Annotated in this window: 16 protein-coding genes and 1 pseudogene; 8 read left to right on the forward strand and 9 right to left on the reverse strand. The window is 73.4% G+C overall.

The genetic code is table 11. The features are described 5' to 3' along the window. Window positions 1–216 precede the first annotated feature (216 nt). Window positions 217–1509 carry an alpha/beta hydrolase gene (locus tag ACZ6JT_RS01760; RefSeq protein WP_469206111.1) on the forward strand — a complete coding sequence of 431 codons (1293 nt, stop codon included), beginning with the start codon at window positions 217–219 and terminating at the stop codon, window positions 1507–1509. On the opposite strand, the gene ACZ6JT_RS01765 is transcribed toward ACZ6JT_RS01760, so the two are convergent. Then, window positions 1487–2968: a carboxylesterase/lipase family protein gene (locus ACZ6JT_RS01765; protein ID WP_469206113.1), complete on the reverse strand. Its 1482-nt coding sequence runs from the start codon at window positions 2966–2968 to the stop codon at window positions 1487–1489. The genes ACZ6JT_RS01760 and ACZ6JT_RS01765 overlap by 23 nt on opposite strands. A 98-nt stretch (window positions 2969–3066) precedes the next feature. Here ACZ6JT_RS01765 and ACZ6JT_RS01770 point away from each other — a divergent pair, with 98 nt between their 5' ends. Both ACZ6JT_RS01770 and ACZ6JT_RS01775 read left to right on the forward strand, forming a co-directional pair. Further along, window positions 3067–3393 carry a hypothetical protein gene (locus tag ACZ6JT_RS01770; protein ID WP_469206115.1) on the forward strand — a complete coding sequence of 109 codons (327 nt, stop codon included), beginning with the start codon at window positions 3067–3069 and terminating at the stop codon, window positions 3391–3393. Window positions 3394–3488: 95 nt separating this feature from the next. After that, window positions 3489–3776: a chaplin gene (locus tag ACZ6JT_RS01775; protein ID WP_388838468.1), complete on the forward strand. Its 288-nt coding sequence runs from the start codon at window positions 3489–3491 to the stop codon at window positions 3774–3776. Window positions 3777–3844: 68 nt separating this feature from the next. Here the strand turns inward: ACZ6JT_RS01775 and ACZ6JT_RS01780 are convergent, their stop codons facing one another. Genes ACZ6JT_RS01780 through ACZ6JT_RS01790 form a run of 3 tightly spaced genes read right to left on the reverse strand, consistent with a single transcriptional unit; the run spans window position 3845 to window position 5709 of the window. Continuing rightward, window positions 3845–4708, reverse strand: coding sequence for a tyrosinase family protein (locus ACZ6JT_RS01780; protein ID WP_469206117.1), 864 nt, complete (start codon window positions 4706–4708; stop codon window positions 3845–3847). A gap of 30 nt (window positions 4709–4738) precedes the next feature. Next, window positions 4739–5110, reverse strand: a complete 372-nt coding sequence (locus ACZ6JT_RS01785; RefSeq protein ID WP_469206119.1) for a tyrosinase family oxidase copper chaperone — start codon at window positions 5108–5110, stop codon at window positions 4739–4741. A gap of 59 nt (window positions 5111–5169) precedes the next feature. Further along, window positions 5170–5709, reverse strand: coding sequence for a GNAT family N-acetyltransferase (locus ACZ6JT_RS01790; protein WP_469206121.1), 540 nt, complete (start codon window positions 5707–5709; stop codon window positions 5170–5172). A 236-nt stretch (window positions 5710–5945) separates the two neighbouring features. Here ACZ6JT_RS01790 and ACZ6JT_RS01795 point away from each other — a divergent pair, with 236 nt between their 5' ends. Further along, window positions 5946–6485: an RNA polymerase sigma factor gene (locus ACZ6JT_RS01795; protein WP_469206123.1), complete on the forward strand. Its 540-nt coding sequence runs from the start codon at window positions 5946–5948 to the stop codon at window positions 6483–6485. Beyond that, the gene (locus tag ACZ6JT_RS01800) at window positions 6482–7540 is read left to right on the forward strand and encodes a CU044_5270 family protein (protein WP_469206124.1); all 1059 of its coding nucleotides are present in this window, start codon (window positions 6482–6484) and stop codon (window positions 7538–7540) included. Before ACZ6JT_RS01795 ends, ACZ6JT_RS01800 begins: the two co-directional genes overlap by 4 nt. Before the next feature lie 26 nt (window positions 7541–7566). On the opposite strand, the gene ACZ6JT_RS01805 is transcribed toward ACZ6JT_RS01800, so the two are convergent. Genes ACZ6JT_RS01805 through ACZ6JT_RS01815 form a run of 3 tightly spaced genes read right to left on the reverse strand, consistent with a single transcriptional unit; the run spans window position 7567 to window position 10834 of the window. Continuing rightward, window positions 7567–8667 (reverse strand): acyl-CoA dehydrogenase family protein, encoded by a 1101-nt coding sequence (locus tag ACZ6JT_RS01805; protein WP_469206126.1) that lies wholly within the window; start codon window positions 8665–8667, stop codon window positions 7567–7569. Then, window positions 8664–9863 carry an acyl-CoA dehydrogenase family protein gene (locus ACZ6JT_RS01810; protein WP_469206128.1) on the reverse strand — a complete coding sequence of 400 codons (1200 nt, stop codon included), beginning with the start codon at window positions 9861–9863 and terminating at the stop codon, window positions 8664–8666. Before ACZ6JT_RS01810 ends, ACZ6JT_RS01805 begins: the two co-directional genes overlap by 4 nt. After that, the gene (locus ACZ6JT_RS01815; protein ID WP_469206130.1) at window positions 9860–10834 is read right to left on the reverse strand and encodes an NADPH:quinone oxidoreductase family protein; all 975 of its coding nucleotides are present in this window, start codon (window positions 10832–10834) and stop codon (window positions 9860–9862) included. The genes ACZ6JT_RS01810 and ACZ6JT_RS01815 overlap by 4 nt, the downstream gene beginning before the upstream one ends. Before the next feature lie 222 nt (window positions 10835–11056). Between ACZ6JT_RS01815 and ACZ6JT_RS01820 the strand changes: the two genes are divergently transcribed. From ACZ6JT_RS01820 to ACZ6JT_RS01830, 3 genes and pseudogenes are all read left to right on the forward strand, one after another. Beyond that, window positions 11057–12208: a hypothetical protein gene (locus ACZ6JT_RS01820; RefSeq protein WP_469206132.1), complete on the forward strand. Its 1152-nt coding sequence runs from the start codon at window positions 11057–11059 to the stop codon at window positions 12206–12208. A 49-nt stretch (window positions 12209–12257) separates the two neighbouring features. Further along, complete coding sequence (locus tag ACZ6JT_RS01825) at window positions 12258–13157, forward strand: SDR family oxidoreductase (protein ID WP_469206135.1); 900 nt, start codon at window positions 12258–12260, stop codon at window positions 13155–13157. 39 nt (window positions 13158–13196) lie between these two features. After that, window positions 13197–13999, forward strand: a pseudogene (locus ACZ6JT_RS01830) (hypothetical protein). Here ACZ6JT_RS01830 and ACZ6JT_RS01835 read toward each other — a convergent pair. Both ACZ6JT_RS01835 and ACZ6JT_RS01840 read right to left on the reverse strand, forming a co-directional pair. Then, window positions 13986–14876 carry an enoyl-CoA hydratase/isomerase family protein gene (locus tag ACZ6JT_RS01835; protein WP_469206137.1) on the reverse strand — a complete coding sequence of 297 codons (891 nt, stop codon included), beginning with the start codon at window positions 14874–14876 and terminating at the stop codon, window positions 13986–13988. The pseudogene ACZ6JT_RS01830 and the gene ACZ6JT_RS01835 sit on opposite strands and share 14 nt — an antisense overlap. 39 nt (window positions 14877–14915) lie before the next feature. Further along, on the reverse strand, window positions 14916–15677 hold the full coding sequence (locus ACZ6JT_RS01840; protein WP_469206138.1) for a PIG-L deacetylase family protein: 762 nt from the start codon (window positions 15675–15677) through the stop codon (window positions 14916–14918). Window positions 15678–15728 lie beyond the last annotated feature (51 nt).

Below are 15728 nucleotides of genomic sequence, written 5' to 3' on the forward strand. Positions count from 1 at the left end.
TACCCAGCGGCCCCCGCATGGGCCAGGGACGTGCGGCGGCGGGTGGGGGAACTCCATGTGTCGTACGGGCGGCAGGCAATGACCTGCCCCAGGGCACCCCAAGAGAAGGAAAAATGCGGAACCCTGACATGCTTTCGTTCATCCTTCGAACGGAAGGATCCAGCTTCCAGACCACCCCGCCCCTCTGGGGCAGCACCAGCCGGAGAGCCACCGCACATGTCGTACGCACCCGACGGGCAGCAGTACCAGCCGTACCGGCCGCAAGGGCGGAGCCCGCAGCCGCCCTACGGCGACCAGTACGGCCAGCCGTACGGACAGCAGCCGTACGGGTCCGGGGGCGGGCAGCAGCAGCCCCCCGGCCGACCGCAGCCTCCGTACGGGCAGCAGCCGCAGTACGAGTACGAGCCGCAGGACCATCAGGACTACCAGGAGCAGCCCGAGCCCCCGCGCCGCAAGTCCCGGGGCAAGCGCTGGGTGATCGCGGGTGCCACCGTCCTCGCACTCGCGGGCATAGCCGCGCTCGTGATGAACCACTTCGAGATACCCCCCTTCACCGACAAGGGCTCCGCCGTGTCCTTCGGGCAGCCGTCCGCGGGCGGGGGCAAGAAGAACGACGCGCCGCAGCAGGCGGCGAACTCGAAGATGCTGATGCCGACGGGTCCGGCCGCCGACTTCAAGAACTCGATGACCCTGCCCGACGGCACCCACGTGGCCGTCACCACGCTGGACGGCAAGAAGTCGGGCTTCAAGGGCAAGGTCTGGGTCTGGGCGCCCAAGGAGTACAACGACCCGAAGTTCGCCAAGAGCGGCTTCCCGGTCATGATCGCCCTCCCGGGCGGCGCCGGTTACCCCAGCAACTACTGGATGGGCACCGACCTCGGCCTGCAGACCAGCATCAGCAAGTGGTACGCCGAGGGGAAGAGCAAGCCCTTCATCCTGGCCATGCCGGTGCTCAACCCGGCGCCGGACGACAAGGGCGTCTACTGGGACGGCTCCGACATACCCGGCCAGCCGAAGATGGGCACCTGGCTGACCGAGGACGTCCCGGACCTGATGAAGGCGAACTTCCGCACCGTCAAGTCCCGTGACGGCTGGGCCTTCATGGGTTCCTCGACCGGCGGGTTCGCGGGTCTGAAGGCCGTGCTGAAGCACCCGGACAAGTTCAAGGCCGTGATCGCCTCCGGCCCGGACGTCGTCCCGGACTCCTCGCTGTGGAAGGGCCACGACAAGGAGAAGGCCGAGAACAACCCGGAGGTGCTGGCGAAGCAGCTCATCGACAGCAAGGGTCCGGACGTCTACCTGGCCTTCCAGGTCGGCGACAGCGAGAACAACAAGAAGACCCTGCCGGACGTGCAGAAGTTCATCGCGACATACGGCAACAAGGGGCCGGTACACGCCGAGTTGAGGGTCATCAAGGGCGGCCAGCACAACGCCAAGACCTACGTCCCCAACATGGGCGAGGGACCGGTCCAGTACATCAGCAAGGTCATGGAAGGACCCGTCGAGTAGCCACGGGCGCCTCCGCACGATCGAGCTCCGGCCCGCCGAACAGCTTCGGCGGGCCGTTGCCGTCCCAGGCCGCCCAGCCCGGGTCGCCCGTCACCGCGAACCGCACCCAGGCCGCGTGCATCTCGTCGGCCAGCGCCTGCGGGGCGTCCGACCCGGCCAGCCAGGAGGCCTCCGGCGCCGACAGCGTGTCGAACACGAAGCCGATCTCCAGGGCGTGGCAGGCGCCGAGCCCCGGGACGCCGGAGGGCCAGCCGAACTCGTACAGGAAGCTCGGCGCCGCCCGCCGGGCCCCGGCGAGCCGGCGCAGCGGGTCGCGCAGCAGCCGGTCGGTGAGCAGCTGGCCGACGAGCTCGGCCGGTCCCGCCCCGGGCCGTGCGGTGCGCAGCGCCCGTACGTCGGCCCGCTCCTTGCCGGCGCGGGCCCGGGCCAGCGCCACGGCGAGCGGGCCCAGCCGGTCCAGCAGCCGCATCCCGCCGGTGGGGGCGAGCCAGAGCCGGTACTCGTCGCTGGTCCATCCGAGGAGCAGGGGAACGTCGCCGGAGACGGCGGAGCCCACCAGGGCGTCGAGGGGGTCGCCGGGGACCGTGCCGGGATCGGCGACCAGGCCGAAGGCCGGTCCGCCGAGGAGCGGGCCGGAGCGGCGCAGCACGGCCGCCTGGGCCGCGAGCAGGGTGGGCAGGGCGGTGGCCGTGAAGGCCTCGGCGGTGGCGTCGACCTTGAGCAGTGAGGCCATCCGCCGGACCATGGTGCGCACCTTGTCGCGCGGCAGGACCTCGGGGGCGCCGCTCTGCAGGACGGCCCGGGTGAAGAGCCCGGTGGCGCGCGGGGCGGCCAGGAGGGCGCCGATGCTGATGGCTCCGGCGGATTCGCCGAAGAGGGTGACGCGGGCCGGGTCCCCGCCGAAGGCCTCGATGTTGTCGCGGACCCATTCCAGGGCGGCGATCTGGTCGAGCAGGCCGCGGTTGGCGGGGGCGTCGGGAAAGAGGCCGTAGCCGAGGACGCCCAGGCGGAAGTTGCAGGAGACGAGCACGACACCGTCGCGGGCGAAGGCGGAGCCGTCATAGACGGGGACGGCCGAGGAGCCGCGGGTGTGCGCCCCGCCGTGGATCCACACCATGACGGGCAGCCGGGCCCCGGGCGCCGGCTCGGGGGTCCACACGTTCACGCTGAGGCAGTCGTCCCCGGGGATCACCGGGTCGGGCAGCAGGGCCGCGAACGTGTCCGGGTAGGGCACCTTGGGCGCGGTGGGGCCGAAGGCGGAGGCGTCGCGCACGCCGTCCCAGGCGGCCGGGGGCCGGGGCGCCGCGAAGCGGAGGGGGCCGACGGGCGGGGCGGCGTACGGGATGCCGCGGAAGACGGCGGTCCCGTCGGCCCCGGTCCGGCCCTCGACCACGCCGGCCGCGGTCCTGACCCTCGGCCGGCCGCCGTCTGCGGCTCCGGCGTCGCCCACTGCGCTCATCCCGTCCTCCTGAACTCTGGTGCCGGGCGCACGGTCGCACAGCCGTCCAACGGGTGACAAGGCGTGACCGTGCCCGTGCCCGCCCAGGTTGGACGGGCATGCGATTCCTGCGTATCCACCACACCACGGCGCCCGTCCTGCTGCTCGCGGGCGCGGCGCTCCTCGGCGGCCCGGCGCTGGCCGCCGCCGGTCCGGATTTCCAGTACGTGGGCCAGGACGACCAGGTCCACGGGCTCACCGCGCCGAAGGGCTGCGTCGGGGCGGAGGGCGGTGGCGCCCGGGCGGTCACGAACGGGACCCGGGGCACGGCGACCCTGTACCGGGACCCGGGCTGCTCGGGCCGGGTGGTCGGGGTGCTGCGCCCCGGCGAGGTCAGTCAGGTGCGGCCCTCTTTCGCCTCGGTGCGTTTTCCCGTCACCGGGTAGGCCCAGCGGCCGTGACCCCTCGGCCGCCCCTGCGTTGTATGCCATGTCAAATGCCGCAGATGCTGCGGCGCCCCATATCTCACGAGGAGATCTTGATGTCGCGTATCGCGAAGGCATTCGCCATCACCGCTGTCACCGGTAGCGCCGTGGTCGCCGGTGCCGGTCTGGCCGTCGCCGATGCCGGAGCGCACGGTGCGGCGGTCGGCTCCCCCGGTGTCCTGTCGGGCAACCTGCTCCAGGTTCCGGTGCACGTCCCGATCAACGTCTGCGGCAACACCGTGAACGTGATCGGCCTGCTGAACCCGGCGTTCGGCAACACCTGCGTCAACGCGTCGGGCCACGACGACGACCACCACACCGAGGGCGAGGGCTACGGCCACTGATCGCCTGATCACCGGAAGGGCCCCCGCCGATCGGCGGGGGCCCTTCCCGTGTGTCGTCCTGTGCGATGTCACTCGTAGCGGTAGAGGTGCTGGTGGCCGAGGATCTCGCGCGGGGGGATGTTCCACGGTGGCATCGGTTCGTCGAGGGAGATCACCCGGCCCTGCTGGAGGTCGCCGCGGGCGAGGGGCGTGGCGGGCAGGTAGCCGGCGGTGGGGTGCTTCTGCTGCCAGCGGTCCCAGATCAGGTCCACGAAGGCGTGGTGCAGCCAGAAGGCCGGGTCGTTGGGCGCCGTGCCGCCCGTCATGTGGCCGCCGATCCACTGGTGGACCTTGTTGTGGTTGCGCCAGCGCTCGCTCTTGGGGGCGGCCCAGCCCTCCAGCTTGTTGCGGAAGCCGCCCCCGGCGGCGGTGGAGTCCCACGGCGCGCTGTCGTAGACCGGGTCGTCGATCGCCCACTGCAGTTCGGCCGCGGTGGGCAGCTTGATCGGGTTCTGCGGCCGGCCGAGGTTGCGGGTGAGGAAGGCGGACTCCGTGATGCCCACGGTCACCGTCCAGTTGCCCCCGTCGTAGGCGAACGGCCCGGTCATCACCTTGCGGTCGCTCGCCCGGCCGGTGCCGCCGAGGAAGTCCTCGGCCCAGAGGGAGGAGACCGGGCTGCTGTCGGTCGTCCAGTCCCAGTACGGGATGGACACGCCCGGGTCGATCTCCTGCAGCTTCCGCTCGAACTCCAGGAGGTAGAGCCGGTGCCAGGGGAAGAAGGAGGGCGACATGTGCCCGACGCGCAGCTTGCGGTCGCGGTCGGGCACGAAGTACTTGTCGTGGGTGCGCACGAACGTGTCGTACGTGCCGTTGCGTTTCAGCTCCAGCACCGCCGTCGTGAACCGCTTTTTCTGGGCACTGGTCAGGTTCTTCTGGTTCTGCCGGATGTGCAACGCGGGGCTCCTCCCGTTCCCGTGGGTGTGTCAGCCGTGGTGCGGGGCGGCCGCGAACGCCAGCTGCGCCGTGCCGAGTTCGTCGACGGCGGCCCGGGCCAGTTCCATCGGCGTCTCGTAGGACTGGAAGTGGTTGATCCCGCTGAGGTAGCTGCCGTCGGCCCGCCGCATCACGTGCAGCGGGCGGCCGTCGATGCGGACCCCGGCGACGTCGACGGCGATGTGCCGGCCGCGGTACGTCTCCTCCTCGGCGAGCGGCGCCGGGGTGAGGGTCTGGCGGGGGCGCCGGGCACGCAGGACGGGCGCCAGGGCCGCGGCCGTACCCGCGAGCACGGCCGCGGTGAAGGCCGTACGCAGGACCGCGCGGCGGGTCGGTGGTACGGCGTCGGATGCAGCGGACATACGGTCTCCCTCGCTCGGTGGCCGGCGGCTACGGGTCTAACGCCGCGCGGCGGGCGAGGTCACCCGTGAGCGTTACCGGGGCGCTTGTAGTAGAGGGTGGTGGGGTGCAGACGGCCGGCCGGATCGGTGGCGTAGTCGGGGATGGTGCCGACCTCCGTCCAGCCCGCGCAACGGTAGACGCGCTCGGCGGGGCTGCCGGTCTCGGTGTCCAGGAACAGCAGCACCACCCCGGCGCGAGCGGCCGCGTCCTCGGCCTCGGCGAGCAGCGCGCGGGCGGTGCCCCGGCCGCGGGCGGCCGGGTGGACCATGAGCTTGCGCAGCTCGGCGCGGTGGCGGCCGTTGGGCTTGGACTCCCGGTACCAGCTGACGGTGCCGTCGATGCGGCCGTCGCCCCCGCTACGGGCGACCCACAGGGCCAGGGAGCCCTCCTCGACGGCGGGCAGCAGGGAGTCCCACCAGGCGGCGGCGCCTTCGTGGTCGAGGCCTGCGAGGAACCCGAGCGAGGAGCCGGCGGCGACGATGTCGACGAGGAGGGCGGCGAGTTCGCCCCGGTGGGCACGGAGGCCGGAGGCGGACAGCGCGGTGATCACGGCGGTCATGCGGCGAGCATAGGGATCGGCCGGGGGCGTGCCGCGGGCGGGGCACGTGCGCGTGGCGGAAGCGCGGCCGACCGCGGTGTGCCGGAGACCGCCGGGCCCCGCTCTCCCGGCCCGACGGGGCGGGCGTGTCGAGCGGGCGCGAACGCTCTCGCGGGAAGGCGACAAGTACGGGGTGAGGCCGCTACGACACGCGGCCGGGGAGGGGAACGCGTGTGGACGCGGACGACGAAGAACTGTTGACCAGATCGACCCGGGACACGGAGGCCTTCGAGGCGCTGGTGGTGCGCCGGTCGGCGGCCCTGCACGGCTATCTGGCACGACGCGCGCCGGACGCGGCGGACGACCTGCTGGCGGAGGTGTGGCTGCAGGCCTTCACGGGGCGCGCCGGCTTCGACGCCCGCCGGGGCCCGGCTCGGGCCTGGCTCTTCGGCGTGGCCAGGAACGTACTGGCCGGGCACTGGCGGCGGCTCGCCCAGGAGCGGCCCGAGGGGCACCGGCACGAACCGGACAGCAGCGACCCCTGGCACGCCGTCGACCAACGACTGGACGCGGCTGCCCTGGCCCCACAGCTGCGCGACACCCTGGCGGGCCTCCCGGCCGTGGAGCGCGATCTGCTGCTGCTCGTCGCCTGGGAGCAGCTCACCCCCACCGAGGCGGCGGGCGTGGTCGGGATACCGGCCGGAACGGCCCGCTCGCGGCTCCACCGCGCCCGCAGGCGTCTGCGGACCGCCCTCATTCCCCCGAACTCCCTTCGCCCCGTTGGAGACATGGCATGACCGACCGACCGAAGGACCCCCGCGCCCCCATGGCCTTCCCCTGCGCCGAACGACTGCGCGCGGCCGGGGAGGTCGCGCCACCCGGCCCGGCGGTCCTGGAGGCCGCCCTGTCGGCCGTGCGGGCCGCCGCGGCGGCGGAGTCCGCAACCCCGCGCGAGGTCCTACCGCTGCGGCCGCGACGCGTCGTACCGCGCAGCCGGAAGTTGTTGGTGTCGGCGCTGGCGACAGCCGCGATCGCGGTGGGCGTGAGCGTCTACCCGGTCGCCGGCCTGAAGGGGTCCCCGCCCCCGGCCACCGCCGGCGCCTCCGACTTCCTGCGCCGGGTCGCCGCGACGGAGGCCAAGGGCACCGCCACGGACGCGCCGTACTGGAAGACCCACACGGTGCAGTCCTTCTGGGGCAAGCCCCACTCCGACCTGGGGTACTCCGAGACGCCGGCCGTCGAAGACGTGAGCATCTGGTCGGCGGCCGATTCCCGTTTCCTGCAGCGCGGGGCGGACGGGGAGATCGTCAAGACCTCCGACTCCGGGCGTGCGTGGATCAAGCCCCTCCCCGACACCCGCACCAAGGGCCTCAGCTGGGAGGAGGTGAAACGGCTTCCCTCCGACGCCGCGGCGCTGAAGGCGGTCCTGGAGGGGTTCTACCCCGGAGGACCCGGGCCGGACGGCGACGCCGCCCAGTACCGGGCCTACTTCTTCACCCTGACCACCCTGCTCGAGTCCGCACCCCTCGCACCACCGCAGCGGTCCGCCGTGTACGAAGTCCTGGCGGACATGCCGGGGCTCCGGCTGGTCGGTCGGGTGAAGGACAGCACCGGCCGTGCCGGGACCGCCGTGGAAGCGGACATCGACGACTGGCGCATCCGCCTGGTCATCAACCCGGAGGGGGGCGGCCTGCTGGAGGAAACCGGCCACTTCCGCGGCGGGGAGCAGGACGGGAAGATCGGCTATCGCACGACGGTCCTGTCCAACGGCCCCCAGCAGAGCATCCCGCCCTACCGGGAGATGTCGGAGAAGTCCAAGGTCCAGCCCCAGGAAATCACCCCCGCACCCTAGTGCGGTGAACCTTGCCGGTCACAGCACTAGGGCGCCGGGAGCTCCGCGAAGTCGGCCACCAGCCCGTGGTGGTGGCCGGCCGTGCCGAACGCCAGGGAGTCGGCCTTGGCGCGCTTGAGGTAGAGGTGGGCGGGGTGCTCCCAGGTCATGCCGATGCCTCCGTGGAGCTGGACGCACTCCTCGGCCGCGCGGACGGCCACGCCCGAGCAGTACGACTGGGCGACGGCCACCGCGAGCGGGGCGTCGGGGGCCCCGGTGGCCAGGGCGTCGGCCGCCGCCCTGGCCGCGGCGCGGGCCGAGGCGACGTCGAGCCAGAGCCGGGCCAGTCGGTGCTTGACGGCCTGGAAGGAGCCGACGGGCCGGTTGAACTGGTGCCGGGTGCGCAGGTAGCCGACGGTCTCGGTCAGGCACCACTCGGCGATCCCGACCTGCTCGGAGGCCAGCAGTCCGGCTCCGGAGAGCAGGGCCCCGGCGACCGCCGCGCGGGCGGTGGCGGGGTCGGCGAGCAGGGTGCCGACGGCCCCGTCGAGGGTGACGGTGGCCGGCGGGCGGGTCAGGTCCAGCGGGACCTGGGGCGTCAGCCCGGCGGAGGCCGCGGGGACGGCGTACAGCCCGGTGTCGGCCAGGACCAGCAGTACGTCGGCCGCCACCGCGTCCGCGACGGAGGTGACCGCGCCGCTCAGGGTCCCGCCACCGGAGTCCCGGACGGCGGCCGGCAGGGGGGCGCCGGGGGCGAGGGTCAGCGGCACGGCCGGCACGCAGACCCGGCTGCCCGAGGCCAGCTCCCGCAGCAGTTCGGCGGCTTCCGGGGTGTCGCAGCCCAGCAGGATGTCGGTGGCGAGCACCGAGCTCGTCAGGTACGGAAGGGGGGCCACCGCGCGGCCCAGCTCCTCCAGGACCACGGCCGCCTCGCGGTGGCACGCGCCCTGGCCACCGAGCTTCTCGGGCACGAGGAGACCGGCGGCTCCGATCCCGGCGGCTAGGGTCTCCCACAGGGCCGGGTCGTGCGGCCTGCCGGTCTCGGCGCGGGCGAGGACCGCCGTACTGTCGCACCGGTCGGCGAGCAGGGACCGCACGGCGGAGCGCAGTTCCTCCTCCGTCTCGGAGTAGAGCAGGTCGCGGGTCATCGGGCCAGGTCCTTCCACGGGAGGTCCTTGTCGTCGCGGGGCTCGGGGGGCAGCCCGAGGACGCGTTCGGCGACGATGTTGAGGAGGATTTCGCTGGTGCCGCCCTCGATGCTGTTGCCCTTGGCGCGCAGGTAGCGGTAGCCGGCCTCGCGGCCGGTGAAGTCGACGCCCTCGGGGCGGCGCATGGTCCAGTCGTCGTACGACAGGCCCTCCTCGGCGAGGAGTTCGACCTCCAGGGCGCTGATCTCCTGGTTGAGCCGGGCGAAGGTGAGCTTCATGCCCGACCCCTCGGGGCCGGGCTGCCCCGCGGCGAGCTGCTGGCGCAGCCGCTCGCCGGTCAGGCGGGCAACCTCGGCCTCCACCCACAGTGCCAGCAGACGCTGGTGGAGGGCGTGGGTGCGCAGTTCGGGGCGCTCGCGCCAGGTGGCGGCGACGAGTCCGATCATGCCGCCCTCGCGAGGGATGCGCATGCCGCCGATGGAGACGCGTTCGTTCATCAGGGTGGTGCGGGCGACGGCCCAGCCCTCGCCGACGGCGCCGAGGCGGTGCGCGTCGGGGATGCGGACGCCGGTCAGGAACACCTCGTTGAACTCGGCCTCGCCGGTGATCTGGCGCAGGGGCCGGACCTCGACGCCGGGGGCGCGCATGTCGCACAGGAAGTAGGTGATGCCCTGGTGCTTGGGGAGGGCGGGGTCGGTGCGGGCGATCAGGATGCCCCAGCGCGCCGTGTGGGCACTGGAGGTCCACACCTTCTGGCCGTCGACCACCCACTCCCCCGAGGCCTCGTCGAGGACGGCGCGGGTGGCGAGCGCGGCCAGGTCGGAGCCGGCGCCCGGCTCGCTGAAGAGCTGGCACCAGACCTCCTCGCCGACCCACAGGGGGCGCAGAAAGCGGTTCTTCTGCTCCTGCGTGCCGTACGCGAGGATCGTGGGCGCGGCCATGCCGAGCCCGATGCCGATCCGGCGCGGGTCGTTGTCGGGGGCACCGGCAGCCTCCAGCTCGGCGTCGACGACGGCCTGGAGGGTGCGGGAGGCGCCGAGGCCGCCGAGGCCCACGGGGTAGTGGACCCAGGCGAGTCCCGCGTCGAAGCGGGCGCGCAGGAAGTCGGCGCGGTCGGTGTCGGCGGGCGGGTGGGCGGCGAGCAGGTCCCGTACCCGGGCGCGCAGGTCCTCGGCGGTGGTGGCCGCGGTGGTCATCGCGGGCCTCCGTCCTGCGCCGGTACGACGACCAGCCGGCCGGTGGTGGTCCCGTCGGCGAGGCGCTGCACGGCGTCGGCGGCCGCGGAGAGCGGGACGCGTTCGCTGACCAGCGGTTTCACGGCGCCCTCGGCGGCGAGGCGGGTGAGCTCGGTGTGGCAGGCGAGGATGGCGGCGGGCTCCTTGGTGGCGTAGAGCCCCCAGTGCAGGCCGAGGATGGCGTAGTTCTTCACCAGTGCGTGGTTGAGGGCGGGGGCCGGGATGGTGCCGCTGGCGAAGCCGACGACGACGATGCGGCCCTCGAAGGCCACGCACTTGGCGGAGGCGGTGTAGGAGTCGCCGCCGACGGGGTCGTAGACGACGTCGGCGCCGCGCCCGCCGGTGAACTCCTTGACGCGGGCGACGAGGTCCTCCGACGTGCGGTCGATCACCAGGTCGCAGCCGAGTTCCTCGGCGGTGCGGGCCTTGGCCTTGCCGCCGACGACGCCGATGACGGTGGCCCCGGCGGCCTTGCCCAGCTGGACGGCGGCGCTGCCGACCCCGCCGGCGGCCGCGTGGACGAGGAGGGTCTCGCCGCTCCGCAGGCGGGCGCGGCGGTGCAGGCCGAACCAGCCGGTCTGGTAGCCGATGTGCAGGGCGGCCGCCTCGGCGTCGTCGAGGCTGTCCGGCGCCGGGAGCAGGGCGCGCGCGGGCGCGGTGACGTACTCGGCGAAACCGCCGTGCGGCAGGCTCGGGTTGGCGATGACGCGGCGGCCGTCCTCGGTCTCGCCGCAGATCTCGACGCCGGGGGTGAAGGGCAGCGGGGGCCGGATCTGGTACTGCCCGCGGACGAGCAGCGCGTCGGGGAAGTTGACGTTCGCCGCGAGCACCTTGAGCCTCACCTCGCCCTCGCCGGGTACCGGCTCGGGAACCTCTTCGAGGCGCATGGCCTCGCGGGGTTCACCGGGGGTATGTACTCGCCATGCCTGCATCCGGGGCCTCCAGCCGCCGTCGAGGAATCACGCTCCGCGCGCATACTAAGCGGTCGCTTGCCCTTCTGTGAACCCATCGCCTTCGAAGGTGTGTGCAGGGCCCCTGTTTGTCGTGCAGCATGGGTCCGTTGATCAACAAGGATCGACATCGATCAACCGGCAGATGCCGAAGGGCATATGACCCGCACCACCGGGGGGACTCGCACCATGAACAGAATCGGGATGAGAAGCGTGACGGCGGCGGCGGGGGCCGCCGCCGTCCTCGCAGGGCTGATCACCGCCGCCGGACCGGCCTCCGCGGCCGCCGGCGCCGCCGCGTGCAGCCCCGCCGTCGAGCTGCTGCCCTCCCTCCCGGGGCTGAGCGGAGACACCGTGGCGGGCTTCGGCACCGGCGGGCTCGTGGTCGGCGAGAGCGGTGGCCGGCCCGCCTACTGGACCGGCGCCGAGCACACGGTCCACGCCGTTCCGCTGCCCGCCGGCTTCGACCGGGGCAGCGTGAAGGCCGTCAGCGCCAAGGGACTGATGGTGGGCACGGCTACCCGCGACGCGGACGGGGCGAGCATCGCCTTCACCCACCAGCTGGGCGCCGCGGCCTCCGAGGCCCTGACCACGGCCCTGCCCGAGTGGCAGGCCGTCGGCGTCGACGTCAACGAGTCGGGCCGGGTCGTCGCCGTGGACGACGGCGTCGCCAAGGAGTGGGTGAACGGCGCGGTCGTGCGGGAACTGCCGGTTCCCGAGGGCGAGATCCCCGGCACCAGGATCACCTCGCTGAACGGCATCAACAAGCGGGGCGACATCGTCGGCACGGCCACCGGCTCCTACTTCGACGCCGAGAACGACATCACGGTCACCAAGACCTTCCCGGTCGTCTGGCCGGCCGGCGGCTACCCGCCCTACAGCCTCCAGGTGTGGAACGGCTACCACCACTCGTTCTCCACGATCGGCAGGGACATCGACGACCGCGGCCGTGTCGTCGGCCTGGAGGACTACTACTACCGCAACGACCCGAAGCTGACCCCGGCCGTCTGGAAGAAGCCGTACGACGCACTGCCCGCCGACCCGGGCCGGCTGAACGGCTACCACGACCTGGAGCTCTCGGGCAGCAGCCCCACCACGAACGTGGCCGTCGGCACCGCCACCACCTTCGAGGAGAGCCGGCCCAGCCACTTCCAGGCCGTCTACTGGCCCGGCAAGGGTGCTCCGCTGGCGCTCCCCTTCCCGGCCAGCGGCCCGGGCGCCGTGCCGCGCACCCGTGCCTTCGCCGCCACCGACGACGACCGCGTCGGCGGCACCGTCAGCGACCGGGAGACCGGGGCGAGCAGCGCCGTCATCTGGACCTGCGCGAGCAAGCAGGCGTACGCACCGAAGAGCTGATCCTGTCGGGGCCATGGCGATCTCGGCGCCCGCGCGCTATCGATGCCCCATGACGGACGAGATCCCGCGCGGCCTGCCCGCGCCCCCTCCGCTCGGCGCCGCCGCCCTGCCACCCGGTACGTACGCGGGTCAGGTGGTCCTCGTGACCGGCGGCGGCACCGGGCTGGGCAAGGCCATCGCCACCGAGTTCGCGCGGCTCGGAGCCGATCTGGTGATCGCCGGAAGGCGCTGCGAACAACTCAAGGCGGCGCAGGAGGAGCTGGCGGCCGTACCCGGCGCGGGCCGGGTCACGGCCGCGGTCTGCGACATCCGGGACCCCGAGCGGATCGCGGAGGTGTTCGACGCGGCCGAGGCGGCCGTCGGGCCACCGGACGTCCTGATCAACAACGCGGCCGCGAACTTCCCCTCGCCCGCGGAGGACCTGTCGCCGAACGCCTGGCGGGCGGTGGTAGACATCACCCTGACCGGGACCTGGTTCGTGACCCGCGAGTTCGGCCGCCGCCACCTCGCCGCGGGCACCCCCGGGTCGATCGTCAACATCGGTGCCTCGTACGCCTGGACGGGCGGGCCCGGCTTCGCCCACAGCGCCGCCGCCAAGGCCGGGGTGAAGAACCTCGTGGAGACGCTCGCCGTCGAGTGGGGCCCGTACGGCATCCGGATCAACGGGCTGGTGCCGGGGCTGTTCCCGCACGCCGACATGACCGAGGACGTCCGCGGCGGCCTGGAGCGGGCCGCGCCCGACTCCAAGGACGCCCGGCAGCCCGCGCTGCGGGTCGGCGCCCCGCGCGAACTGGGCTGGGCCGCCACGTTCCTGGCCTCGCCGTACGCCCGCTTCGTCACCGGCCACACGCTGGTCGTCGACGGCGCGAACTGGCAGCGCCGGGCGGTGGTCAATCCGGCGGTCGTCCCGGTGCGGGAGCAACTGGGGCGCGGCCCGTTCAACCCCTGAGCCACGCCGGTTGTCAGTGCCGGGTGCGAGGATCGGATCATGTCTCTCGCCGATCTGACCCTGGACCGCTGGCGCTCGCTCGACCCGGCCGCCGCCGGACGCCTCGCGCACGAGGCCGCCGCGCAGGTGGCGGCCGGGTGGTGCTGCTCGACTCCGTGGAGCACCTGGGCGGGCCGCTGCACCGCGTCCGCATCGAGCGCGAGGGGCAGGAGTTCGCCCTCATACCCGGCGGGACGGTGCGGCTGGGGTTCGACGCGGACGCCTTCACGGCGACGCCCGCGCAGAGCACCGACTACGCGCAGAGCGTGGACGAGGGGTACGGGTACGGCCACCCGGACCTGAAGTCCTATCTCGCCGAGGTGCTCAGCCCACCGCGCACCGCGACGCTGGCCACCGTGCTCATGGCCGTGGAGGACGAGACCCTGAGCGACCGTCCGGCCGAGCTGCCGGGCGTCCTCGCGGCGCGCGGCCTGCGGATGCCCAGCGCGGACGAGTGGGAGCACGCGTGCGGTGCCGGGACGGGCACCCTGTTCCGCTGGGGGAACGAGTGCCCTCTGGACGAGCCCTCGTACGGGGGCAGCGGTGGCCTGCGCCACGAACCGAACGCCTTCGGGCTGCACATCGCCTACGACAGCTACGGCACGGAGCTGAGCGCGGACCCGACCGCGGTGCACGGCGGCGACGGCGGCGAGGCCGTCTGCGGGGGATACGGCGACCTCCTCGGCTGGCTGCCGCTGGCCACCGCCAACCGCAACCCGTCCATGGCCGAGTTCGTGTACGGGCCGGAGGGCGAGGGCATGTACGGGGAGTTCTCGACCCGTCCGGTGCTCAGCCTCCGCTGAAGCGCGGGGGGCGGCGGGCCGCTTTGGCGCCGTAGCCCTCGCGGCAGTCGTCCGAGGTGAGGGTGAGGGCCGCGGTCATCGCCACCCGGTCGAGGGCCGCGGGCAGGGCCGCGTCGGCGTACGCGTCGACCGCGCGCTTGATGCCCTGGACGGCGAGGGGCGCGTTCGCGGCGATCTCCGCGGCCAGGGCGCGGGAGGCCGGCTCCAGTTCCTCCTCGGGGACGAGCAGTTGGACCAGGTTCAGGCGGTGCGCCGTCGCCGCGTCGATCCGGCGTCCGGTCAAGGCCAGGTACTTGGCCCAGCCCGCGCCCGCCTCGCGGGCGATGCGGAGGTCGCCGCCCGCGTCCACCGCCACGCCCAACCCGGCTTCGGGCAGGGCGAAGACGGCGTCCTCGGCTGCCACCCGGATGTCGGCCATCAGGGCCAGTTCGAAGCCGAAGCCGAGGCAGTAGCCCTGGACGGCGGCCACCACGGGCTGCGGGAGCCGGGCGAGGACCGCGAAGCGCTCGTGCACCCAGCGGATGCCCTCGTAGTAGTTCCGGGTGCGCTCGGCGGCGGATCCGCCCGTGATCCCGCCACCGGGGGCGGTCACGTCGATGCCCGCGCAGAAGGCCCGGCCCTCGGCCCGCAGGAGCACCGCCCGGACGGACGCATCGAAGCGGATCCGGTCCGCGAGCAGGCCGAGCTGGCGGGTGGACTCCCAGCTCCAGCCGTTGAGCTTGTCCGGGCGGCAGAGGGTGAGGACGGCGAGGCCGTCCGCGACCTCCAGCCGGATCCGCTCCTCACCCTCCGCGATCTCCGTGGAGATGGTGTCGATCACCGTGTCCCGCACCCCCGGCTCGATGGCTGACGAACAGACGCACAGACGCACAGACATACAGAAGAACTGACGAGCCGTCAGAGTAGGGGTGGTGGGTCAGCGGGGGAAGACCTCGAAGGGCACGGCCGGACGGCCGCCGAAGCGGGCCGCCGCCTGCTGGGCGTTCCCGGTGAGGAAGCTGCGGACGTACTCCTCCGGGTCCTCGTCGGTGAGCACCTCGATGTACGCCTTGTGCTCCAGCAGGGACTTCACCGACCGTTCCAGCCCGGGACCGGCGTCCGCCGCGTGCGTCGGGGTGGCGGATCCGGCCACCGCGACCCAGCGCACGCCGTTCCACGGCTCCAGGCCCTGCTCGATGAGCTCGGGGAAGATCCAGCGGTTGCCGGCGTCCCCGGCCGCGTCCAGGACCGCCCTGCCGACGGCCTTGTGGTCGGGGGTGTTCCAGTAGCCGCCGCCCTGCGCACCACCCCACGTGTCACGGTGATTGAGGGTGACGACCAGCTCGGGCCGGTGCCGCCGAATGGCGGCGGCGATGTCCCGGCGCAGGTCGAGGCCGTACTCCAGCACGCCGTCGCGGTAGTCCAGGAACTCCACCTCGGAGACGCCCACGACCGCGGCGCTGGCCCGCTGCTCGGCCTCCCGCAGCGGCCCGCAGTCGGCGGGGGCGATGCTGTCGATGCCCGCCTCACCGCGCGTGGCGAGGACGTAGACGACCTCCCGCCCTCCGTCCGTCCAGTCCGCGATGGCGGCCGCGCACCCGTACTCCAGGTCGTCGGGGTGCGCCACCACCGCGAGAGCGCGCTGCCAGTCAGTGGGCATGGGCTGCAAGGGGGTCTGCTGATCAGATGGTTCGCTCATGATCACACCCTAGAAGACCCGGCCTCCCCAGGGCGGGTGGCGGCGCCGCGG

This window comes from Streptomyces sp. NPDC046308, from assembly GCF_055588065.1.